This window comes from Cryobacterium sp. PH31-O1 (assembly GCF_030063455.1).
Taxonomy (GTDB): domain Bacteria; phylum Actinomycetota; class Actinomycetes; order Actinomycetales; family Microbacteriaceae; genus Cryobacterium.
This window is the reverse complement of sequence record NZ_JASITB010000002.1, coordinates 280,286-304,769: the sequence shown is the minus strand read 5'-3', so window position 1 is coordinate 304,769 and position 24,484 is coordinate 280,286. Positions and strand designations below refer to the sequence as shown.

At 64.7% G+C, this 24,484-nt stretch carries 14 protein-coding genes; 13 read left to right on the top strand and 1 reads right to left on the bottom strand.

The features are described 5' to 3' along the window. The first annotated feature begins 27 nt into the window (after positions 1–27). From QMK31_RS06195 to QMK31_RS06145, 11 genes are all read left to right on the top strand, one after another. Complete coding sequence (locus QMK31_RS06195) at positions 28–3,948, top strand: DNA-directed RNA polymerase subunit beta' (protein WP_283500064.1); 3,921 nt, start codon at positions 28–30, stop codon at positions 3,946–3,948. Between the two features lie 220 nt (positions 3,949–4,168). Next, positions 4,169–5,854 carry a GspE/PulE family protein gene (locus tag QMK31_RS06190; protein WP_283500063.1) on the top strand — a complete coding sequence of 562 codons (1,686 nt, stop codon included), beginning with the start codon at positions 4,169–4,171 and terminating at the stop codon, positions 5,852–5,854. Between the two features lie 18 nt (positions 5,855–5,872). After that, positions 5,873–7,204, top strand: a complete 1,332-nt coding sequence (locus QMK31_RS06185; protein WP_283500062.1) for a type IV pilus twitching motility protein PilT — start codon at positions 5,873–5,875, stop codon at positions 7,202–7,204. Then, positions 7,205–8,434, top strand: coding sequence for a type II secretion system F family protein (locus QMK31_RS06180; RefSeq protein WP_283500061.1), 1,230 nt, complete (start codon positions 7,205–7,207; stop codon positions 8,432–8,434). A gap of 121 nt (positions 8,435–8,555) precedes the next feature. Then, positions 8,556–9,002, top strand: coding sequence for a type IV pilin protein (locus QMK31_RS06175; protein WP_283500060.1), 447 nt, complete (start codon positions 8,556–8,558; stop codon positions 9,000–9,002). 62 nt (positions 9,003–9,064) lie between these two features. Continuing rightward, complete coding sequence (locus QMK31_RS06170; protein WP_283500059.1) at positions 9,065–9,481, top strand: type IV pilus modification PilV family protein; 417 nt, start codon at positions 9,065–9,067, stop codon at positions 9,479–9,481. A gap of 2 nt (positions 9,482–9,483) precedes the next feature. Then, positions 9,484–10,092 (top strand): hypothetical protein, encoded by a 609-nt coding sequence (locus tag QMK31_RS06165; protein WP_283500058.1) that lies wholly within the window; start codon positions 9,484–9,486, stop codon positions 10,090–10,092. Further along, entirely contained in the window at positions 10,077–11,690 is a 1,614-nt protein-coding gene (locus QMK31_RS06160) for a hypothetical protein (protein WP_283500057.1), read from the top strand. Before QMK31_RS06165 ends, QMK31_RS06160 begins: the two co-directional genes overlap by 16 nt. Next, positions 11,683–12,744, top strand: a complete 1,062-nt coding sequence (gene pilM, locus QMK31_RS06155; RefSeq protein ID WP_283500056.1) for a type IV pilus assembly protein PilM — start codon at positions 11,683–11,685, stop codon at positions 12,742–12,744. The genes QMK31_RS06160 and pilM overlap by 8 nt, the downstream gene beginning before the upstream one ends. Further along, positions 12,741–13,472, top strand: coding sequence for a hypothetical protein (locus QMK31_RS06150; RefSeq protein WP_283500055.1), 732 nt, complete (start codon positions 12,741–12,743; stop codon positions 13,470–13,472). Before pilM ends, QMK31_RS06150 begins: the two co-directional genes overlap by 4 nt. A gap of 2 nt (positions 13,473–13,474) precedes the next feature. Then, positions 13,475–14,143, top strand: a complete 669-nt coding sequence (locus QMK31_RS06145) for a hypothetical protein (RefSeq protein ID WP_283500054.1) — start codon at positions 13,475–13,477, stop codon at positions 14,141–14,143. Positions 14,144–14,167: 24 nt separating this feature from the next. Here QMK31_RS06145 and QMK31_RS06140 read toward each other — a convergent pair whose 3' ends face one another. Beyond that, complete coding sequence (locus QMK31_RS06140) at positions 14,168–17,062, bottom strand: putative bifunctional diguanylate cyclase/phosphodiesterase (RefSeq protein WP_283500053.1); 2,895 nt, start codon at positions 17,060–17,062, stop codon at positions 14,168–14,170. A gap of 288 nt (positions 17,063–17,350) precedes the next feature. On the opposite strand from QMK31_RS06140, the gene QMK31_RS06135 reads away from it, so the two are divergent. Then, positions 17,351–18,490: a serine/threonine-protein kinase gene (locus QMK31_RS06135; protein ID WP_283500052.1), complete on the top strand. Its 1,140-nt coding sequence runs from the start codon at positions 17,351–17,353 to the stop codon at positions 18,488–18,490. Continuing rightward, positions 18,490–24,483: an Ig-like domain-containing protein gene (locus QMK31_RS06130; RefSeq protein WP_283500051.1), complete on the top strand. Its 5,994-nt coding sequence runs from the start codon at positions 18,490–18,492 to the stop codon at positions 24,481–24,483. Before QMK31_RS06135 ends, QMK31_RS06130 begins: the two co-directional genes overlap by 1 nt. Position 24,484: the final 1 nt, after the last annotated feature.

The window sequence follows — 24,484 nt, the reverse complement described above, 5'->3', positions numbered from 1 at the left end:
ACTTCGAAAACTTTCCAAGGAGAGAAATTGCTCGACGTAACAACATTTGACGAGCTTCGTATTGGCCTGGCTACCGCAGACGACATCCGTCGTTGGTCGCACGGTGAGGTCAAGAAGCCCGAAACCATCAACTACCGCACGCTCAAGCCGGAAAAAGACGGCCTGTTCGGCGAACAGATCTTCGGACCCTCACGGGACTGGGAATGCTCGTGCGGCAAGTACAAGCGTGTTCGCTTCAAAGGCATCGTCTGCGAGCGTTGCGGTGTAGAGGTAACGAAGTCGTCGGTGCGCCGTGAGCGCATGGGCCACATCGAACTGGCTGCCCCGGTCACACACATCTGGTACTTCAAGGGTGTGCCCTCGCGTCTGGGTTACCTGCTGGACATGGCCCCGAAGGACCTCGAAAAGGTCATCTACTTCGCCGCCTACATGGTCATCACGGTGGACGAAGACGGTCGCCACCAGGACATGCCTGGCCTGGAGAACGAGCTGCGCCTCGAACTCAAGACCATCGAGTCCAGCCGTGATTCACGCATCGCTGATCGCCTGCAGCGCCTCGAAACCGACCTCGCAGCGCTGGAGGCCGAGGGCGCCAAGAGTGACCAGAAGAAGCGCACGAAGGACGCCGCTGAAAAGGAAATGGGCCAGGTTCGCAAGTCCCTGGACGAGCAGATCGCGCACCTTGAGCGCGTGTGGGAAGACTTCCGCACCCTCAAGGTCGGCGACCTGAAGCCGGAAGACTCCGTTTTTCACGAGCTTCAGGACCGTTTCGGCATGTACTTCGAGGCCTACATGGGCGCCGAAGCCATCAAGAAGCGCCTCGAGGCTTTCGACCTCGTCACCGAGAGCGAAAACCTGCATCTGCAGATCGCCGAGGGCAAGGGTCAGAAGAAGATCCGCGCCATCAAGCGCCTGCGCGTGGTCAACGCGTTCATCATGACCGGCAACTCGCCGGCCGGAATGGTGCTCGACGTCGTTCCCGTGCTGCCGCCGGAACTCCGCCCGATGGTGCAGCTCGACGGTGGCCGTTTCGCGACCAGCGACCTGAACGACCTCTACCGTCGTGTGATCAACCGCAACAACCGCCTGCGTCGTCTGCTTGACCTCGGTGCCCCCGAGATCATCGTGAACAACGAGAAGCGGATGCTGCAGGAAGCCGTCGACGCACTGTTCGACAACGGTCGTCGTGGTCGTCCGGTGACGGGTACCGGTAACCGTGCCCTCAAGTCCCTGAGCGACATGCTCAAGGGTAAGCAGGGTCGTTTCCGTCAGAACCTGCTCGGTAAGCGCGTGGACTACTCTGGCCGTTCGGTCATTGTCGTCGGCCCGCAGCTCAAACTGCACCAGTGTGGTCTGCCCAAGCAGATGGCTCTGGAGCTGTTCAAGCCGTTCGTGATCAAGCGCCTGATTGACCTGAGCCACGCTCAGAACATCAAGGCAGCCAAGCGGATGGTGGAGCGCTCGCGCCCGCAGGTCTGGGACGTGCTTGAGGAGATCATCCGCGAGCGCCCGGTCATGCTCAACCGTGCACCCACCCTGCACCGTCTGGGCATCCAGGCCTTCGAACCTCAGCTCGTTGAAGGTAAGGCAATCCAGCTGCACCCCCTCGTCTGCGCGGCGTTCAACGCCGACTTCGACGGTGACCAGATGGCCGTCCACCTTCCGCTCTCGGTTGAGGCCCAGGCCGAGGCACGCATCCTGATGCTCGCCTCGAACAACATCCTCAAGCCCTCTGACGGCCGTCCGGTGACCCTGCCCACCCAGGACATGATCATCGGTCTGCACCACCTCACCACGTTGAAGGACGGTGTGGTCGGAGAAGGCCGCGCATTCTCCACCGTGTCAGAGGCCATTCTTGCGTTCGACCAGAAGTCGCTCGACCTGAATGCCAAGGTTCGCATCCGCTTGACCGACAAGTTCTTCACCGAGGGCACCCAGCCCGAGGGCGTTGAACTGGTCAAGGGCCAGGCCGTCGGAACCGTTCTCGTCACCACGAGCCTTGGTCGCGCCATTTTCAACGAGGCGCTTCCGGCCGACTACCCGTACTTCGAAGACGTTGCCAACAAGGTCACCATGTCGACCATTGTCAACGACCTCGCGGAGCGGTACGTCAAGGTGGAGGTTGCTGCAACGCTCGACCGCATCAAGGATGCCGGTTTCTACTGGGCAACCCGAAGCGGCGTGACCGTGGCTCTCAGCGACATCCTGACGCCTCCGAATAAGAAGGAGATCGTCGCCGGTTACGAGAAGCAGGCCGCGAAGGTTCAGGGACAGTTCGACAAGGGTCTGACCACCGACCTTGAGCGTCGCCAGGAGCTCATCCAGATCTGGACCCGCGCCACGGAAGATGTTGCTGCAGCCATGCAGTCCAACTTCCCGGCCGACAACACCATCAACCGCATGGTCACCTCTGGTGCACGTGGTAACTGGCTGCAGGTGCGAAACATCGCCGGCATGCGAGGCCTCGTGAACAACCCGAAGGGTGAGATCATCCCTCGCCCGATCATCTCGAGCTACCGCGAAGGCCTGTCAGTGGCCGAGTACTTCATTGCTACTCACGGTGCTCGTAAGGGTCTGGCCGACACGGCTCTGCGTACCGCTGACTCGGGATACCTCACCCGTCGTCTCGTGGACGTGTCGCAGGATGTCATCATTCGCGAAGACGACTGCGGAACGACGAAGGGTCTGGAACTGCCCATCGCCGGAACCGACGCCACTGGCGCCCTCCTTCGCGACGAAGATGGCGGCCTTCTGGTCGACTTCAACGTTGAGAACGCGGTCTACGCTCGCAGCCTGGCCGCAGCCGCGACCAACGCTGCCGGTGAGGTCATCGCCGACGCCGGAGCCGACGTCGGAGACGTGCTCATCGCCAAGCTCATCGCCGGTGGTGTCGAAACCATCAAGGTGCGTTCCGTGCTCACCTGCGAGTCGGCCGTCGGTGTGTGTGCGGTCTGCTACGGCCGGTCGCTCGCCACGGGCCAGCTCGTCGACATCGGTGAGGCCGTCGGTATCATCGCCGCGCAGTCCATCGGTGAGCCCGGCACCCAGCTGACCATGCGTACCTTCCACACGGGTGGGTCGGCATCCGCTGACGACATCACCCAGGGTCTGCCGCGTGTTCAGGAACTCTTCGAGGCGCGTACCCCCAAGGGTGCGTCTCCCATCGTTGACTCCGCCGGACGCATCACTATTGAGGATTCGGACAAGGGCCGCAAGGTCATCCTGACCCCCGACAGTGGCGACGAAGCTATCGCCTACCCGGTGCTCAAGCGTTCGACCCTGCTCGTTGAGGACGGCCAGCACGTTGAACTCGGTACCCAGATCATCATCGGCGCCGTCGACCCGAAGGAAGTTCTTCGCGTCAAGGGTGTTCGCGCGGTGCAGAAGCACCTCGTCTCCGGTGTACAGGAGGTCTACCGTTCGCAGGGTGTACCAATTCACGACAAGCACATCGAGGTCATCGTTCGCCAGATGCTTCGTAAGGTGACCGTCGTTGAGCACGGCGACACCGGGCTGCTTCCGGGCGAGCTCGTTGACCGGTTGAAGTACAACGACCTCAACCGCACCGCGCTTACCGAGGGCAAGAAGACGGCATCCGCTCGCCAGGAGGTCATGGGTATCACCAAGGCGTCCCTCGCGACAGAGTCCTGGCTTTCGGCCGCTTCCTTCCAGGAAACCACCCGGGTTCTGACCCAGGCGGCCATGGAAGGCAAGAGCGACCCGCTGATGGGCCTCAAGGAGAACGTCATTATCGGTAAGTTGATCCCCGCCGGCACCGGCCTTCCCCGTTACCGCGACGTCACCGTCGAGGCAACGGATGAGGCCAAGGCTGAGCGTTACCCGAACCGTATCTTCACCGAAGATGCAACGTTCACCGAGGGTGACCTGAGCTTCGTTGACTTCGACAGCTTCTCGTCGGACGACCTGACTCCGGGTACGTACAACTAGTAACTCGTAGCCCTCAACGGATGGCCCCTGCTTCGGCAGGGGCCATCCGTCGTTTAAGTACGGGCCGGCCCGCGGATGCCGCCGGATGCTTTGCGCCCCGCCGCCCAGTTCTCGGGGCCGGGCAGAAAAGGGGGAAACGGGGAGGCGGGAACGCGGAAACGGGAGCGGGGACGTATACTCAGGGTCTAGAGTAAATGTGACCAGTTCGGGGGAGGCTCGTGTGGCAACCCTGACCGAGATTCTCATTCTGCACGGTCTTCTTCCCATCGAGGTTCTCGACACCCTGATGGCGGGGGACCCGGCCGACGAGGGCGCCGTGCGCCGGCTGGTAGACAGCGGGGCAATTTCTGAAATTGACTTCGCCAGGGCCCGGGCCGCGCAGGCCAACCTTCCCTTTGTGGAGCTGTTCGACTACACGATTGATCCCATCGCCCTCGCGCTCGTCTCACCGGGTCTTTGCCGTCGCCACGAGGTGCTGCCGATCGCCATCGCTGGTGGAGAACTCGTGCTGGCCATGGTTAATCCCGGCAACGTTGTTGCCCTCGATGACGTTCGTGAAAGCGCAAAGATGCGGGTCGCAGCGGTCGTCGCTGAACGCAGCGACCTGCTCGCGGCGCTGGCCCGCGTGCACCGTGCCGACAGCGAACTCAGTAACCTCACGACGACCCTTGAAGAGGAGAACGCTCCGACCCGTACTGCCACGATCGGTGCTGCCGAGTCGAACGTCGATACGGCACCGATCGTACGTTTCGTGAATCTGCTGGTCAGCCAGGCGATCCAGGACAAAGCCTCTGACATTCACATCGAGCCGGGGGAGCAAAGCCTGCGGGTGCGGTACCGCATTGACGGCGTACTGCACGAGATGCCAAGCGCGCCCAAGAGCATACAAAACGGTGTGATCAGCCGTCTCAAAATCATGGCCGACATCGATATTGCCGAACGGCGCAAGCCGCAGGACGGCCGCATGTCGGTCAGTCACGGTGGTCGTACCATCGACTTGCGCGTCGCGACCCTGCCGACCGTGTGGGGCGAGAAGGTCGTCATGCGAATTCTCGACAACTCCACGACGAGCATGAACCTGCTCGACCTCAACCTGCTTGAGCACAACTTCGCGGCCTACCGCGCGGCATATTCCAAGCCTTACGGCATGATCCTCGTCACGGGCCCGACCGGGTCGGGCAAGTCAACCACCCTCTACACGACCCTCAACTCCGTCGCGCGTCCCGAGATTAATGTCATCACCGTGGAGGATCCGGTCGAGTACCGCATGGCGGGAATCAACCAGGTGCAGGTAAACCCGAAAGCGGGACTCACGTTCGCGAGCGCCCTACGCGCCATTTTGCGAAGCGACCCCGATGTGGTGTTGCTCGGCGAGGTTCGCGACCACGAGACCGCGCAGATCGCCATTGAAGCGGCGCTCACCGGACACCTCGTGCTCACCACCCTGCACACCAACGACGCGCCGAGTGCGATCACCCGTCTCACCGAAATGGGCATCGAACCGTTTCTGGTCGGCAGCGCACTTGACTGCGTGGTTGCCCAACGGCTGGCCCGACGCCTGTGCGACCGGTGCAAGCTGCCCGATGCGCGCGGTGACGGCGAACTAGCCCAAATGAACTTTCCCTCCGAACCCAAAGGTCTGGCATCGAGCGGGGTTGCGACCGTGATCTACAAGGCGGCCGGCTGCATGAACTGTTCCCATACCGGCTATCGCGGACGGCTCGCCATTCACGAGGTGATGACGGTCACCGAAGAAATCGAACGTCTCTGTGTGGCTCGGGCATCGAGTGCGGCCATTGCCCTCGCGGCAAGGGAGCAGGGCATGATCGCCCTGCGCGACGACGGCTGGGCCAAGGTGCGCCTGGGCCTCACCTCCATCGAAGAAATCCTGCGCGTGGTCTCTTAGGTCGAAAGGACCAGTATCATGACCCACCCCATTTACGAGATTCCGGTGACGCCCCCGGGATCATCCGGCACGGCATGGCCGCTCGACGACCCCGCCCTCGACGCAAACGCACCGGCCGGGCGTCGAACGGCGGCAAGAGCCGAGGACGAAACTGTCGACGAGTTCGTCGAGCCGACCCGACGCCACCAGCGTTCCCCGTTCGACGAAGGCCCTGATCCCGACCTGATCGCCGCCCTGCTTGAGGTGCTCGACCTCGGCGCCTCAGACCTGCACGTCACCGTGGGTGCCCCACCGTGCATACGGATGGACGGCAACTTACGCCCGCTCGACAATTCCAGCAAGTGGATGCGCGACAAGGTCACGTCCGCCCTGCACAGCCTGCTGACCCCGGTGCAGCTCGAGCAGTTCGAGAGGGAACTTGAACTCGACTTCGCATACACGGCCGGCGGGGCGCGGTTTCGGGTGAATTACTTTGTACAGCGCAGCTCCGTTGGTGGCGCGTTCAGGTTGATACCTCGCGAGATCAAGCAGCTCGCCGAGCTCGGTGTTCCGCAATCGGTGGGTCACTTCGCCCAACTGCCCCGCGGCCTCGTGCTGGTGACCGGACCGACCGGATCGGGAAAGTCCACGACCCTCGCGGCCCTCATCGATCTGGTCAATCGCACCAGGGCCGACCACATCGTCACGGTTGAAGATCCGATCGAATTTCTGCACAAGCATCAGAAATCGCTCGTCAACCAACGCGAGGTGGGCCACGACACGCACAGTTTCGCATCCGCTCTCAAGCACGTACTGCGGCAGGATCCCGACGTGATTCTGATCGGCGAACTGCGCGACCTCGAGACCATCTCGGTCGCCTTGACTGCGGCCGAGACTGGCCACCTCGTGTTTGCCACCCTGCACACGCAGAATGCCGCCCAGACCATCGACCGCATCATCGACGTGTTTCCCCCCTACCAGCAGGAACAGGTGCGCGCACAGCTCGCCGCGACCCTGCAGGGCGTCGTTAGCCAGGCCTTGGTCAAGAAGATCGGGGGCGGGCGTGCCGTTGCCATCGAGGTGCTCGTGGCGACCCCCGCCGTCGCGAACCTCATTCGTGAGGGCAAAACCTACCAGATTCCCTCGTCGATGCAGGCGGGGCGGGCGCTCGGCATGAACACGATGGATCAGAGCCTGGCCGACCTCGTGATCAGCGGTGTGATCAGCCGGGAAGCCGCCCAGGCCAAAGCTCAGGACCCGGCCTCGCTGGAGCAACTGCTGCGCCGGGGCCTGCCGGAGGCCGAGCTTGCACACCCGCGCGCTCGCTCCGAGATCGACTTTGACGACTCATTCTCGCCGCGGGAACCCTAAGTGTCTGCCCAGGTCGCCTTCGCCTACGCCTGTCGGAACGCCGCCGACCGGGTGGTGAAGGGGCGCCTGCTTGCCGCCTCGGAGGAGGCAGCTCTGGCGCGGCTGAAGGGGATGGGTTTGTCACCTATTTCGATTTCGCCCGTCGAGGATGCCGGTGGCCTCCGCCGGGAGATCCACATTCCCGGCCTCCAAAAGAGAGTCGGTCTTAAAGACCTGGCCATCATGAGCCGTCAGCTCGCCACGATGACCTCGGCCGGGCTCTCGCTGCTGCGTACCCTGAACATTCTGGCTGAGCAGACGGAGAATAAAGTGCTCGCGCAGAGTCTCGGGCGTATTCGCACCGAGGTTGAGACCGGCGTCGCCCTGTCGGACGCCATGGCGAAGCATGTGTCTATTTTTCCCCCGATCATGGTGAATCTGGTGCGGGCGGGGGAGACCGGCGGTTTTCTCGAGCAGGCCCTCACGAGCATCGCCGAGAATTTTGAGTCGGAGGGCAAACTGCGCGACACGATCAAGTCGGCGCTGGCCTATCCCGTGATCGTGCTGCTGATGGCCGTCGTTGCCGTAATAGGAATGCTGATCTTTATCGTGCCGATCTTCGAGAAGATGTTCAAAGACCTTGGCGGTGAGCTGCCGCTGGCCACCCAGGTTCTCGTCGTGCTGTCGCGCACGCTGATCTGGCTCGGCCCGGTGCTTGTCGTCGGGGGTATCTTCGCGGCCGTCTGGTGGCGGCGCCACAAGAACACTGACCGGGTGCGTCGGGTCGTTGACCCGCTCAAGCTCAAACTGCCGGTGTTCGGCCCGCTGCTGGCTAAACTCGCCATCGCCCGGTTCAGCCGCAACCTGGCCACCATGATCGGATCCGGTGTTCCGATTTTGAGTTCGCTCGGTATCGTCGGGGAGACCTCAGGCAACTGGGTGTTGCAGCAGGCCCTCGTGAAGGTGCACGAATCGGTGCGGGAGGGGCGCTCCATAGCCGAACCGCTCGCCGAGGAGCCGTTGTTCCCGGCGATGGTCACGCAGATGATCGCCGTCGGTGAAGATGCCGGAGCGCTCGAACAGATGCTGGGCAAGGTCGCTGACTTCTATGACCAGGAGGTACGTGCCATGACCGAGCAACTCACTGCCCTCATCGAACCGCTCATGATCGCTTTCATTGGGGTCGTCATTGGGGGGATGGTCGTGGCGCTGTACCTGCCCATGTTCAGCATCTTCGAGGTCGTCAAATAGTTGTTCGAATCGTTATCCACACGAATATAAAATACCCCCCTTAAGGGGGTAGAAAGAGCCTATGCTCAACGAGGGAGCACTGCGCTTTCGCAGTGCACAACGTGGAACAAGGGAATTAAACATGTCGCCTCGATTCATAAACAGATTGTGGCGCAAGCGCCAGTCGCTTCAGAACCGTGAGCACGGGTTCACGCTCATTGAGCTTCTCGTCGTTGTGCTGATTATCGGCATTCTCGCCGCCGTCGCCATCCCGCTCTACATTGGTCAACAAGACGGCGCCAAAGACAGCGCGGTCGCCGCACAGGTCACCCAGGCCCGAACGGCCCTCGCCGTTGAGCTGTCGGGTGGCGACACCGTCGCCGAAGCGCTGACGACCGCCGGCACCGACGGTACCGGGCTCAGCGCCTACAACGAGAGCGCCGATGTCGATATTCTCATCGCCGCGGTGGGATCCGACGGCTTCATCATCACCGGCTTCTGGAAGAAGGGCACCTCCGACACGGTTGCTTCGGCCACCAACCACGGCTACACGACCACCGATTCCGAAGCCGCCACCAAGATCGAATAACCCAGCGGATGCGAGGGCTCAGGGCTCCTTCGCCGGGCCGGCGAGAACAACGAGCCAACGGAATGAATCCGTACTCCGCGCCGGCCGCGGCAAGCGAGCACGGGTTTGGAATGGTCGAGATCATCGTGTCGATGTTTCTGCTCACCGTTATGGCGCTCGGACTGCTGCCCCTGTTCACGCAGGCGTTGCAGGCTTCGATCGCCAATTCGACCCTGGCCACGGCGACGCAACTGGTCGTACGAGAAATGGAAGACATGCGCTCCATCGGCGCCGAATGCGCCACGCTTTCCGCGTTCGCCGCAACGAGCCGGCCGGTCTTCGACCCGAACGGCCAGCCGCTCAAGCCGCGGATCGAACCGATCGTGTGCCCCGCCGCGGCGGCTCTGCCGACTACGGTCTCCGTGCACGTATCGGTGACCGACCTGCGAGCCGGTCGCGTCGTCGCCGAGGCCACCACGCTCATTCTGGTGACGGGGTGAGAATGCCGCATTCTCCGCCGGTCCGACGCCGCTCCGGGGAGCGAGGCATCACCCTGGTTGAATTGCTCATTTATTCGGGACTCTCCGTACTCGTGCTCGCCCTCGTTGGCGGCATGCTCGTCAATTCACTCACCGCGCAACGCCGGGTCAGCGAGCGCTCGCAGGCCTCGAGCGTCGGCCAGATCATTGCCCAATCGGTGCACGCGGGGGTTCGGGCGGCCACCGAACTCAAGCTCACCTCGGCGTCGACTGGTCAGCTGCTCGTGCTGACCAGCCTCGGTACGTCGACTGAGATCGTAACCGTGTGCGAGGGCTGGTACTACACACCGGTCAACGGCGGGGCCATGTACGCGACTCGCGCGGCACCGACATCCGCTCGAATCGTTGCTCCTAGTGCGGCAGACCTGGCGGCGGGGAGCGGCGGCTGGGCGCTGCTGGGCACCGGCATTCAGCCCGACCAGGCGAGCCCGGTTTTCGCTCTGCCGACATCAACGACCCTGCACCTGACCTTCGCCGTGAACTCCGGTACGGACAGCGCGCCGGTGCGAATCGCGACAACCTCGACCAGCCGTGGCAATGAAGCGGAGGCGAACACATGCTTCGCGCCCTGAAACGCCCCGCATCCGCTGCCCGCGAGCGTGGCAGCGCCTTGCTGGCCGTCATCGGCATCATGGCGGTCATGGCCGTGGTCGCCACAACGGTGATCGGTGTCACCCTCGGATCGCTGCGGGTCAGCGGGACCATCCGCGCCACCGTGCAGGCGCAGGCAGCCGCTGAGGCCGGCATCGACTATACCGTCGCGAGCATCGGCCACGCGGTCTGCCCTGCTCTAACACCGCCAGTGGGCTCGCCGGTATTTTCGGTCGCGGTCAGCTACACCACCTCGGCCGCTGGTGCCTTTATCAGCGGATGCCCCACCGGATCGTTCAACGAGGTGCGCATTATCTCCACCGGCCGGGCCGAAACGGCTGCCGGCGCCGGGCTGTCCAGAGCCACTCGCACCGTGGCTGCCATCTACCGGGCGGTGCCAGCGGCGGCCACGTCCGAGGCGAGCGCAGCCGCCATCTATTCCTATTCCACCGTCGGATTCTTCGGCTCCAGTCAAATCCAAGCCCTCAATGGCTCCAAGCCGGTCGTGCAGGTAGTGAACGGTAACGCCAGCTGTGTGGGGTCGGGGGTGATGCAAGCTGACGTGGTCGTGTCGGCGGGCGTGCTCAGGTTGGCGGAGTCGTGCCAGATCTTTGGCAGCGCCTGGGCCAAGCAGAAGGTGACGCTCTCGGAGTCGTCCATTCTGCACGGAAGCGTGACGGCGCCGACGCTCGAATCGAGCTTCAGCTCCATTGTCGGCGGTGATGCCTGGCTCACCCAGAACCTGTCGCTCGTGGATTCCTCGCAGGTGCTCGGGTCGGTGACCGCGGCCACCATCGACCTCCGCGGCAGCACGATTGTCGGTAAAAACGCCTGGTCGTCTGGTCAGACATCACTGCAACAGACGGCTCAGATTAAGGGCAACCTCACCGCGCAGTCGGTCGTCGGCAACACCGACCGGGTGTTCGGGCAGAAGACCATCGTTCCGGCCGGGCCCGGTGTGGGCCCGGCACCGAGCGATACCCCGACCGTGCCCGGGTGGGTCGACGTTGACTACGTGCCGAGTGATTGGACCGGATTCGCGACGGTTACCGCGCCGGGCGCGTGCAACTTTCTCACCCTGCAGCCCATCGTGAACAGTCACGCGTCTTCTCCGACCGTTATTGATGCCCGCGGCTGTCCCGGCGGCATTGCGACCGTCGGCGCGGAAATCCTCACGCTAAAAAACGACCTGGCCATCATCGCGAAGAGTTTTCATCTCGGGGGCAGTGCCCAGTTCAGCTCGGTGAACCCGGCGAAGTTGTGGCTCATCACCCCCGACGATGTCGCCGATGGGGTGCCTAGCTGCCCGATGGCCGCGGGGTCGAGAGTTGCCGGCTCGTTCATCTCGGGCAGCACCATCGCGGCACTCATCTACAGCCCGTGCGAGGTCAAGATTGAAGGGTCGGCCATCTGGCACGGCCAGCTGTATTCGGGCAGGTCGAGCCTGGCTGGCTCGTCGATTTTTCGGTTCGCACCGGCAACCGTGCCCGGTGTCAGCCTGGCGGGAACGCCAGCCACTGGCGTCGGCACGCGGCTGGGTGACCGGGTATCGATTCGGGATGTCACCGACAATGGCTAGCACTCGCATCGTCGGGGTTGACATCGGCAGCACCATGGTGCGGGCGGTCGAGGTGCGCGGCGCCGCAACCGCCTCACCGGTCATCGTTCACCTGGGTGAAGAGCCGCTTCCGGCCGGCGCGGCTAGCCGCGGCGAGGTGGTCGACCCACAGGCTGTCGGCGCCGTACTGAAACGGCTGTGGGCGAGGGGGGGATTCACCAGTAAGAAGGTGATCCTCGGTATGGGCAACCATCGCGTAATCGTGCGCAACCTGACAGTGCCTCGAATGTCACTGCGGCGCATCCGCGAGTCGTTACCGTTTCAGGTTCAGGATCTACTTTCCTTCCCGGTCAGTGATGCTCTGCTCGATTTTTATCCGATCGCCGATCTCGCCGCCGATGCGACCACCGATGACGGACCCCGAATTCAGGGGCTTTTGATCGCAGCGGTGAAGGAGGCGGTGCTGGCCAACGTGCAGGCCATCAAACTCGCCGGCCTGACCGCGGTAGACGTTGACCTCATTCCATTCGCGTTGAGTCGGGTGATTTGCCGCGGCAGCGAAGCTGATGACGTTGTCGCGCAGATCGACGTGGGGGCCGCGACCACGAGCGTTCTCATCTCGGCCGGGCGAGTGCCACAATTCGTGCGCTTAATCCCGGCCGGCGGCGACGACGTCAGCAAAGCTGTGAAACTGCAGCTGGGCCTTGGCGATACGGCGTCCGAGACGCTGAAACGATCGTTGGTCGATGGCTCTGTGGCTGCTGCAAACCCGATGGCCGCCTCGATTGCGCGTGACGTTACCCACGAACTGTTGCTGAGCCTGCGCAATACCGTAACCTACTTCAGCAATACCCGGCCCGATCTTGCCGTGGCGCGCATCGTGCTAACCGGCGGTGGATCCAGGCTCGGCGAGATGGCGCACCAGCTGACCGATCTCACCCGCTTGCCCGTCACCGCGCCGACCGTCACCCCGGCAGGGATATTGATCGGGTCAGCCGGTATCGCCGGTGAGCTCGAGCGCGCCGGCGGGGATTATCTGATTGCCTGCGGGCTCGCCCTCGGGAACAACGCATGACCGGGAACGAGGTGATGAGCGGGGAGTCGCCGTCTGCTGGCCGGCCGCTTCAAAGTTTTGCCCGCCGTCCAGCACCGTCGAAGACGGTCAAGATTGTTATCGGTGGGGAAGCGAGGGTGTCGCTGCTTCCGCCCGAGGTGCGGGCGAACCGGCGGGGTCGTCGGGCGCGCGGTCGTCTAATGATCATCGGTGTCGTGGTGACCCTGTTGATGGGAGCCGCTCATTTCGCGTCGGCCTGGCAGGCAGGGCAGGCCGAGCGTGTACTCGCGAACGCGCAGTCGTTGACAACGGAACTGTTGGTGAAACAGGCGAAATTCGGCGAACTACGCCGGGTGACCGGCTCGATCGACGACACCCAAGCGGCCGTGCAATTCGGTGAGTCGACCGAAATTGACTGGCCAGCCTGGTTGCGCGCGCTGCGGGTTATCCTGCCAGAGTCGGTCACGATCGAAACGCTCACCATCGATGCCTCCTCGCCGCTATCTGCCTACAGCCAGTCGCCGTTGCCGTTGCAGCCGGAGCGGGTGGCGACGGTGGTGCTGTCGCTGACGAGCGCAACCATTCCTGAGGTCTCTCAGGTGCTCACTGCTGTGCGAAGTGTGCCGGGGTACACCGATGCGCAACCCGGGCTCGTGGCGCGCACCGCCACCGGTAGCTATCAGGTCGGTCTCACCGTTCACATCGACGCGAGTGTGTACGTCAACGGTCCCACCGAGTGGGGAGGCTAGGCATGGAGAGAACTCGATTTTGGTCGATCGTGGCCGGTGCACTCATTGCGCTGGTCGTGATCATGGACGGAATCTTCGGCATCGCCCCGAATCTGCGCGCGACGCAGCGCGCCTTGTCGGATGCCGTCGCGGTCGACGCTACAAATGAGGCGCATAGCGCAGAGCTCGTCGACTTGCAGACCCAACTTGATGGCATAGCGGGCCTCGAACGTTCCCTTGCCGCGCTGCAAAGAGCGGTTCCGGCGGATGCAGGTCTGCCGGCGTTCATTGCCCAACTCGGCACCCTGGCCGACGCCAACGCTGTGGAGGTGAGTGCGATCTCGGTTGGGGACGTTGAGGCGTATGCGCCGGTCGTGGCCGACGCAGCCGCACCCGGCGCGGTCGCCGGCACCACAGCGGATGCTGCGACTGCTGCTGATGCTGCTGATGCGGCGCAACCAGTGCCTGTCGCGGCATCCGCTCGCCTGACCGCTACAAACTTCGCAACGCTCGTGGTGACCGTTTCACTGGCTGGTAATAGTGACGGTCTGGTTGCCTTTGTTGGTGGGCTGCAGCAGGGCGCACGGCTCGTGTCAGTAACCAACTTCAGCTGGGTGGCCGACCCGAACGTGCCCGGCGGAACGGCGGGCACGGTGTCGGTCATTCTTTACGCGCTGCACGACGCCGGCTGAGACGTGACCCTGGTTTTGCCGGTGTCAGTGGTGGGTGACCAGGGTGGGTTGCACCGAAGGGGCTGGCCGGGAGAAGAAGTAGCCCTGGCCGAAGCGGCACCCCATCTCGCGCAGCAGGTCGCGCTGACCGGCCGTCTCGATTCCCTCCGCGATGACATCGAGGTGTAGCGCGTCCGCCAAGCGCAGAATTCCTTCCACCATGCCGCGATCACGGCTGGACTCCTCGATGCCGCGGATGAACGTCATATCTATCTTGAGAAGGTCGAAGGTAAACGTGCGCAATTGGGTGAATGAGGAATACCCGGTACCGAAATCATCGATAGCCCAGCGCACACCAAGCGCGCGGAGTTCCTGCAGCGTTGCCGCGGCGGAGTCGATGGCCTCCACCACCTCGCTTTCCGTCAGCTCAAGGCAGAGCCGGTGGGGGGGAAGCCCCGAGACCTGCAGGGCGTGGCGCACGATGGCGCCGAAGTCCGCGCGGGCGAACTGTCTGGCTGAAACGTTAACGCTCACGACCACCTGATCGAGGGCCGTTGCAGCGAGACAGGCCTGGTTGAGCACTGTCTGACCGATGTCGCCGATGAGTCCGGCTTCCTCGGCTAGGGCGATGAAATCGCCGGGCATGACGATGCCGGTGTTGGGCCGTCGCCAGCGGGCCAGGGCCTCGGTTGCGACGACGGTTGCCGCGCCGTCCTCCTGCAGGTCGACGATGGGCTGGTACCACGTTTCGATCTCACCACGGGCCACGGCCTCGCGGAGTGCGGTCTCGGTTTCAAACCGTTGCAGGGTGACGTCTCTATCGCGCTCATCGAAGATTCGGAAATGACCACGACCCTGCTTCTTAGCCAGGTACATGGCCTGGTCCGCCTCGTGCAGCAGCGATTCGGCTTCTGCGGTACCTCTTCCGAACGCTACGCCGATACTGGCATCTATCGATGCCGTCGCCGCGCCGAAAACAATCGGTTGCACGAGCGAGTGCTGCAGGCGTTCGGCGATGATGGCGACGTCAGCGGTCGTGCCGATGTCGGGGCAGAGCACGACGAATTCATCGCCACCGATGCGGGCCACGGTGTCGTCGGTGCGGGCACCGCTCACCAATCGGGCGGCGACTTCAATGAGAACGGCATCGCCGGCCTGGTGACCGAAGGTGTCGTTCACGGCCTTGAAGCCATCCAGATCGAGAAAGAGCACCCCGACGCCGCGACCGTTCTGCGCGGCCGCGCGCAGGGCGTCGTCGAGACGGCCCAGCAGCAACAGCCGGTTGGGCAGATCAGTCAGGGAATCGTGGAAGGCCTGGTGTTCCACCCGTGCCTCGGCCACTCGTCGGGCCGTGATGTCTTCGAGCAGGTAGAGCAGCCCGGTCACCCGCGCGCCCTCGTGAATCTCAGCGACGCTGACGTTGACGTTGATCTCATGTGCGCGGCTGCCGCGCAGCTGTCGCTCGGACAGCTGATGTACCTGACGGCCAGCCGACGGGATGACTGCTGCAGTCTCATCCGCTGGATTTATTGGCTGGAATATGTTCTCGATGGGCCGGCTGAGCACCCTGTCGGCCGGCCCGGCAAGCTCGAATAGTCGTCGGTTGCCCTCCATGACATAACCGTCGAGGGTCACAATGGCCGTCCCGAGGGGAGAAGACTCGAAGGCCGCTTCGAAACGGGCTCGGGCAGCGGATGCTTCGTGCTCGGCCACGCGGAGGGCGGTCACGTCCGTGACGGCCGCCACATGCCCGACTACCACCCCATCCGAATAGGCCGGCGAGGTGTGCACCTGCACCCAATTGATTTGACCCTGGGGCGTGCGAAAACGCACCGAAGTTTGGTATCCGGTGCCGGCGGCGATATGCTCCGCCCATTCGGAAGTCACCCGCTCGACGTCAGCGGGGTGGATGGCGGCGGCCCAGCCCGACCCCACGGACTGGTCGAGTCGCAGGCCGCTGAGCGCTAGCCACTGGTCGTTCGCCGTCAGCAAGCCACCGGTCGCGTCGAGCTCCACAATGCCAACGGGGGCGAGCCGAACGAGCGCGTTCAATTGCAGGGCGGTATTAGCTAGCTCGGCGGTTCGTTCCGTCACCGCCGATTCGAGACCGGCGTTCGATTGTGCGAGTTCGGCGGCGGCGTGGTCTCGCAGGTGATCGAGGTCGCGCAGCCGCACTGCGGCTACCCAACTGACGGCGCAGCCCAGCACCGTCATGGTGATGACGAGCAGCACCACCCCGAACTTGGTGTCGTACAGATTGGCTTGCTGGCCCCAGAGGCGCACTAGCCCGAGTACCAGCGGCCCGATGATGAAGAACGGAATGGCCCAGCGCAGCAGCGTTCCGGCGCTGCCGCGATCCGTTAGCAGGCCGACGGGGCTGTCCCCATATCGATGGTGCAGCAGAAAGAGTTCCAGAATGATCGTGCAGACGAAGGTCTGTGGGGCCATGGCCGCAAAACTGCCGAAGGCGTACAACGACGACGCACCGTAAAGGAAACCCAGAAAGGCGACCTGGCTTCCACACAGCGCCAACAGAGTCAGGCCGTGCGAAAGCCCAGGTCGTGCCCAAACGCTCGCCAGCAGCGCACAGCCCAGGAGAAGCCCAACGAGTGCGGTGGCGGGGGCCATAAGCAGGGAACCAGCGCCGGGCATAATGCCGACCAGCAGAGTATCAACACCGATCGACGTGCCCGACAGGGCTTCCCCGAGGGTCAGCGCGCCAAGAATCGCCACTACGGCACCGATCGTGACGGCCGCCCAACGATGCTCGATCAGGAGCAGCCCTATGGCGATGAGGAGTAAGAGCAGAGCGGTCGTCGGCTTCATGGAGGCGAAGCCGGGCAGTTTGGTGAGTGCCGTGAGGCCGCTATACCAGCCGATGATCACGACCACGGCGGTTGCGCCGACGAAGGCGACAGCCAATCGTGTTACGTGTCGCATGGGAGCCCTCCAGTGGCGAAGGGCGGGGGTGCCGAACGATGCATTAAGGGTATGTCGACGAGCAGCCCGAAGCAACAGGAATGCTCGGCGTGGCGCCGCTGCAGGCTGACCCGCGCGCTCGGGCCCACCCTGGGTCCCCGACCTCAATACCCCCATTTTGGGGGTGTACCATATGCCCCAGAGTGTATCGGGGTCGTGTGTCGTAGTTAAGCTTGATCCTGAGACCAGCTGAGTCTTTGCGAGTGAACACAAAGACGCACCACAGAAACAATGCAGGTCGGGGGAGCAATGGGCAGACGGCTTCCTTCTGCTCCGCCCGTTTTGTCGGGCTACAGCTACGTACGCCCGCTCGGCACCGGCGGATTCGCCGACGTATTTCTGTTCGAACAGAACATGCCGCGCCGTTCCGTGGCCGTCAAAGTGCTGCTGCAAGACATCGTCGACGACCACGTGCTGCGCTCTTTCAACGCCGAAGCGGATGTCATGGCGCGGCTCAGCTCGCATCCCTCCATTCTCACCGTCTACAACGCGAGCATCTCGGCCGACGGCCGCCCCTATCTGGTGATGGAGTTCTGCCCCGGTTCGTACTCGTCGCGCGAGCGCGCCGAACCGCTGCCGGTGGCGACGGTACTGGGCGTCGCGGTCAAGATTGCCTGCGCCCTCGAGACGGCACACCGCTCCAAGGTGCTGCACCGCGACATCAAACCCTCGAACATTCTCACCACGACCTTCGGCGGACCGGTGCTCGGCGACTTCGGCATCGCCGCCTCGCTCGCCGGGGGTGCCCGCGACGAACTGTTCGCCATGTCGCTGCCGTGGAGCGCCCCCGAAGTCGTCGACGAACGCACCACCGGCACCATCGCCACCGAGGTTTGGTCCTTCGGCGCCACCCTCTACTCCCTGCTGGCCGATCGTGCACCCTTCGAACTGCCCGCCGGCTCGAACGGGTCGCGCACGCAGCTGAAACAGCGCATCAGCCGCGCCAAATACACCAGCATCGGGCGAGCGGATGTTGCCCCGGGCCTCGAGACGATCCTCGCCCGCATGATGAGTCGCGACCCGGGCGCACGCCAGCCGAGCCTGCTCGAATGCGCGCACGACCTGCAGCGGGTGCAGCGTGACCTGGGACTGCCGATCACCGCGCTCGAGGTGGCCGACGCTGCCTGGGCCGAGGCGGGAGCCCCGGTGGACTTCAACAACCTGGAGGCACGCGGAGCCGTCATCTCCGACGTGGTCATTCCCACGCTGCGCCCCGGCCGGGTCACCCGGCGCCCGGCTTCACAAACCCGGGAGGGAACCCTGACCGAGGCAACCGACCCTGGCCGGGCACGACTCTCGCCGCTGGCGCTCACGCTGCTCCTGGTCGGGGCGGTCGTCGTCGGCGGAGGCGCCACGGTCGGCACCCTGTTTCTGGTCGGGCTCATCTAGTGGCCGGCAAACGCGCTCGCGGTCGCCTCCCAGCCCTCTCTCCGAAACGTCGCGGCATTGTTCGCATCATGGCGGTCGCCGCGATCGGCGCGCTGCTGGCCACGGTAGCCATCGTTGCCGACGGTTTCGACGTGAAGCAGACCCCGGTCAACGCGAGTTCGATCTGGGCGCTACAGAGTGGCGACGGCAACCGGTATGCCCGCATCAACACCGACCTCGGCGAACTCGACACCGTGAAGACCGTGCCGGCGCCGAGCGAGCTGGTGCAGACGGATTCGACCGTGCTGCTTTACGCGCAGAACAACGAAAAAGTCGTCGACGTGAGCCTCGCGGCACCAATCGATCTTGGCGACGACGCTGGCGACTACGACAGCACCCCGGCCGGCACGCGAACCATCGTCTCATCGACCTCCTGGGTCGGGTACCTCACGAGCTCGGGAGCCGTTTTCGCCGGCGCGGTGGGGGAGTCCGCCGCTCCCCGTCCGGTCAACCCCTACGCCGACGAAGAGGTAGCCGAGGGCGACACCCCGCAGGTGTACCGCTCCGACGCCATCGCGATCACACCGGGCGGCGTGCTCTACAGCTACTCCAGTGAAGCGCAAACCGTTCTGCGCTACTCAATTGCCGACGACCGAATCGTGGGAGACGACGCCGTCACCGACGGACCGGCCGAGCCCGGAAGCCAGCTGAGCGTTGTCGGCGACACCTGGGCGCTGCTCGGCGCGGCCGGCGACGAACTGTGGCTGGCCGGCCACAACGCACCGGTCGAGACGAACCTGAGCGAACTGGCCCTGCTGCAACGGCCGAGTGTGACCGCCAACGACGTGCTTATCGCCGACCAGACCGGACTTGTCTCGTTCGCGCTCTCCGACGGTGCCCGCACCGAGCTGGTCGGCGACTCCGAGGCGGTGCTCGGGGCACCCGCCGCACCCACTCCCTTTAAAGGGCAGCGCTACGCGGCCTGGCTGCCCGCCTCCGGCACCGGCGGCACCCTGTTCAGCGAGAGCGCCGGTGAATCCGCCCTCAGCTACGGCACGGCCACTCCCACCGGCGATGCTGCCCCCGCGTTCCGCGCCAACGAATCACTCATGATTCTCAACGACACCCAGAGCGGATGGGTGTGGACCGTTCCGGAGGGCGCCCTGGTCGCCAGTTCCCAGGACTGGACCCTCGCCGCGGCCGAGGAACCGCAGCGCCAGGACAACGTGGAGGAAGCCTCCGAGGTCGTCGAGCCGAAAGCCCCCGTTGCCGTGCCGGATTCCTTCGGCGTACGCGTCGACCAGCTGGTCAGCCTGCCGGTGCTGCTCAACGACCACGACGCCAACGATGACGTGTTGAGCGTCGTGCCGGCCTCGATCACCGGGCTCGACCCCGATTTCGGCACTGTCACCGTCACCGACGACAACCAGGCACTCGCCGTGCAGGTGGCGCCCGGCGCACGCGGCTCGGCCACCTTCAGCTACGCCATCACCGACGGCTCACGCGCCGACGGCCTCAATTCGCCCGCAGCCACCGTCACGCTCACGGTGCACGGTGACGACGTGAATTCTGCGCCGGTCTGGTGCGGCACCGAGGGCTGCCTGCAGGACTGGCCGAGCCCGGAAGTGCAACCCGGCGGCACGGTGACCGTTCCGGTGCTGCCCGGCTGGGTCGATCCCGACGGCGATCCCATTTTCGTCGCATCCGCTCTGAACACCACCGACATCGGCTCGGTCAGTGTGACGCCGGCGGGCGTGCTCGTCTACAAGCACCCCAACGCGGCCGAACAGGCGGCGCAGTCGGCCACGATTCTCGTGAGCGTCTCCGACATTCACGGTGCAGCAACCGAGAAGGTGCTCACCATCGCGGTCACGCCGACCCCGCGGCTCACCGTTGAGCCGTTCGCGCTGCTCGCGTCGGTGAACGAGCGCCTCACGGTGAACCCGGCCGAGTACATCTCGGGCGCCGCCGGTCTCTACCGCATCACCTCGGCCACGACCCCGTCGAGCTCCGAGGGTTCCACCGTGAGCATAACCGCGAGTGGCACCGCGGTTGATTTCTCCGCGACCGTCGTGGGCAACTACACGGTCAGCCTCACGATCGCCGACGACGTGCGCGAGGTCGTGTCACTCGTACGCATTTCGGTGGTGTCAGCGGATGCGCAGGCGCTCACGACCTCCCCGGTGACAGTTTTCGTGCGGCCCAAGGCCGACACCAGCGTTGACGTCTTCACCGCCGTCTCGAACCCGGCGGGCCGTGTGCTGCTGCTCGGCGAAGCCATCCCCGAGACCGTTCTCGGCGCCTCACTCAGCGTCGACGTGGTGGGGCAGAACATTCTGCGGGTGCGCGGATCCACCGCCGATGAACGGCCGGGCAAGCTCGGAACCGTGCGCTACACAGTGTCGGACGGCACCGAGAACCCGCTCTACACCGTGCGCGGCGAGGCCACCGTGTACCTGCTTCCGGCCTCGGTTCCGCAAGCGCCGATCGCCATGAACGACAGCGTCTCGGTGCGGGTCGGCGCCCAGATCGACATTCCGGTGCTCGCCAACGACGTGGCGCCCGACGGCAACATTGTCATGCTCAACGCCGAATCGGTGCAGAACCGCAGTGAGCAGGGCCTCGCCTTCGCGGCCGGCACCGAGCTGCGCTACCTCGCCCCGAACGAACCGGGCAGCTACGAGCTTTCCTACAGCGTGTACACCGCTGGCTCGCCCGAACTCATCGACTCGGCCGTGGTCACCGTTGAGGTACTCGCCGACGGCGACAACACGGCGCCGCAGCCGCACACCCTCTACGGCCGGGTGCTGTCGGGCGAGACCATCGAGATTCCCTTCGACAGTTTCGGCATCGACCCCGACGGCGATACCGTCATGCTTGACCGGGTGCTCACGCAGCCGGCACGCGGCACGGCCTCGATCAACGCCACCGGCGACGCCATCGTCTACTCGAGCCCGCTCGACTATCACGGCGCCATCGAATTTCAATACCGGGTGCGCGACACCGCCGGCGCCACTGGCGCAGCCCTCGTGCGCATCGGCGTGCTCGATCAACGCTCCAACCCGAGCCCGATCACCTTCAGCGACTACGTCGAGGTGCAGGCCGGCCAAGGCAACCAGGTGGTCGTCTTTCCCGCCGCCAACGACATCGAGCCCGGCGGCGGCAGCCTCACCCTGAGCCAGGTCACCCCCGACGCTGCGGTCGGCACCGCCGAGTTCGATGCGCTCGCACAGCGCATCGACACGGTCAGCGACGAGCGCGTGGTGTTCACCGCCGGTACCGAACCGGGCTTGCTCACCTTCGTCTATTCGGTGACCAACCCCAACGGAGACGTCGGCCAGGGACTCATCGTGGTCAAGGTCGTGCGCTCCTTTGTTCCCGACTACCCGGTCGTGATCGACACGACCCTGGCGCTCGACGAACGGGACGCGTTCCCCCAGGGCGTCGACGTGGTCACCGACAAGGTGTCCTGGAACTCCGGTGATGTCTCCGACCTGACCCTGACCCTGTGGGGAAACCATCCCGGCCTCGAAGTATCGGGCTGGAAGATCAGCGGCAAGGTTCCCGACGAGGGCCTGCTCGCACCGTTTGTCCTGACCGGACCGAATTTTCAGGGCGCCTTGGTGACCACCTACGGATTCCTGCGAATTCCGGCGAAGGACGCCATCATCATCGCCCTCAAGAAGGGCAACGTCGACCAGAAGGTGCGGGAAGACGCCGCCGTCAGCTTCGACCTGACCAGTCTCGTGTCGATCCCGGCCGGAACCACGCTGGAACTGCAACGCACCGGCATCCGCTCGTCGGGAGAGCGTGGAAACGCCACCTGCACGTTCGACGCGGGCACGACGGTGACCTACACGGCCGGGTCTGACGCGCCGTGGACCGACTCCTGCACGGTGCCGGCGCGCATCGATGGGCAGGAGGACTACACCCAGCTGGTCGTGCCGATCGTGGTCGAGCCGCTCGATCCGCAGCCCGAACTGCGCCCGGCGGCGCTGACCCAGAGCCCCGGCTCCGATGCCGTTCGCTACGACCTCCGCCACATGGTCGAGTGGCAGGGCAAGGGCGCCGTTCCGCCGCTGGCCTTCGCGATCGACGTCGCCACCGACCAGTTCACCGTGACCCAGGACGGCCCGATCCTCACCATCGGCGTCGCCGACAACGCCGTCGCCGGCAGGGAAGCCGCCGTCACGGTGAGCCTGTCCAGCCATAAAGAGGTCGTTCCGGCAGTGCTCGCGCTCAAGGTGGGGCCGGCGCCGAGCGAACTGCCCAAGGGCGGCACGGTCGCCACGACCTGCACCCAGTCGTCAGGGTCGAGCTGCTCGATCAACGTCGTCGGCACGGCCGGTGAGGTCAACCTCTACCGCAGCACCCCGCTCCAGCTGGTCTCCGTCACCGCCCCCAGTACCTGCGTCGGTGTGTCGTTTGCTGTCGAGAATTCGAAGAACGTCAGGGCCACCTGGTCGGGTGACACCGCCGGCGGGGTCTGTGAGGCAAGCTTCGTGGTGCGCGACGCGCAGGGCAAGCTCAGCGCGGGAAGCCGCAACGGCTCGATCACGGTCGACCTGCAGGGCTACCCGAAAGCGCCGAACGCCGTGGCTCAGATTGCCTACGGCAACCGGTCCGTGACCCTGTCGGTCAGCCCCGGCGCCGCCAATGCCGCCTACCCGGCACTCGAGGGATTCAACCTGTACCGCAACGGCGCCTCGGTGGCCCGCTGCGACACGTCGGGCAACTGCGGCGAAATTCGCACGACCGAGAACGGCCAGAAGGACCTCTACGAAGCCAAAGCGGTGAACGCTGTCGGCGAATCTCGCAGTGCGGTGAGCGTGACGGCCTGGTCGTACGACACCCCCGGCATGGGCCGACTTGCGGCGGAACCCGTCTTCAAGGACGGCACCACGAGCGCTTCGACCGGTGCGGTCACCGTGACGATTGAAAACAACGACCCCTCGACGAACCGCTACAGCGTCAACGGCACCGAACACCCGGTGCTGACGCCCGGCGTCGGAACGACCGAACTCAGCCTCGCCCTCGGCGTCGGCAGCCAGAACATCACCGTGACCCCGCTCAGCAGGAACGACCAGCCGGCCGGCAGCGGCCCGACCGAAGAGACGACGCAGACGACGGTGCTCGTGGCCGGATCGCCCGCCATCACCGGTGCCGGCTCGCTCAGCTCGCAGAACCGATCGATCACGGTCGCGGGCACCGGATTCAACCCGAACTCCAGCGTGGTGCCGGTGCACGTGCGCTACGTGGCCTCGCTCACCGAGGGCGCGACCTGCACGCTGACCGCCGCGGGCTTCACCCCGGAGGGCGCGGCGTCGTCGGAGGACTCCGCGATCGGCGGCCTGACCAAGCACACCAAGTACTTCGTCACGGTGTGCTACTCCAACGGCTATGGGGTCACCTCGGCCAACGCCGGTTCGATCACCACCTGGGAGCAGCCTGCCGCGCCGGGAGACGGCTCGTATACCTACGACATGGCAGCGCCGGCCAGTGGCCAGTACCTCATCGAGACGCCCACCTCGTCGGCACAGGTGCCAAGAGACTTCGTGGTCGACTTCGAGAACTTCGACGAGACCGCCGGTTCCACCGTATTCGGCGCCGACCCGGGCATTCGAGCTCGGTACTGCACCGACAGCGACGCCTCGCTGTGCAGCGACTGGTCCAGGGTGGCGGCAGCGGATGCCTCGCGCGCCTGGCAGGTCAAGTACAAGGTGACTGGCCTGAACAACACGGGATGTGTCATCGGCGGCACCCTCGAGGTGGCCGTGGACGCAACCTCGAGCGGTCTCGCGAAGGCGGTGGTCACCCGCGCCGAGTACGACGTGCCGAACTCGATCAATGAGCGCACGTGGGCCTATCGCGACGGCGCCAACGTTCCCGGCAACGCAACCCAGACGCGAAACGTGAACTGGACCATCAGCTGGACTGCCCCCCAAACCCAGGGCTTGGCCACAGTCTCCGGCGTGACCCAGACCACCGCCGTTTTATGCAATCCCGCCTCGTAAC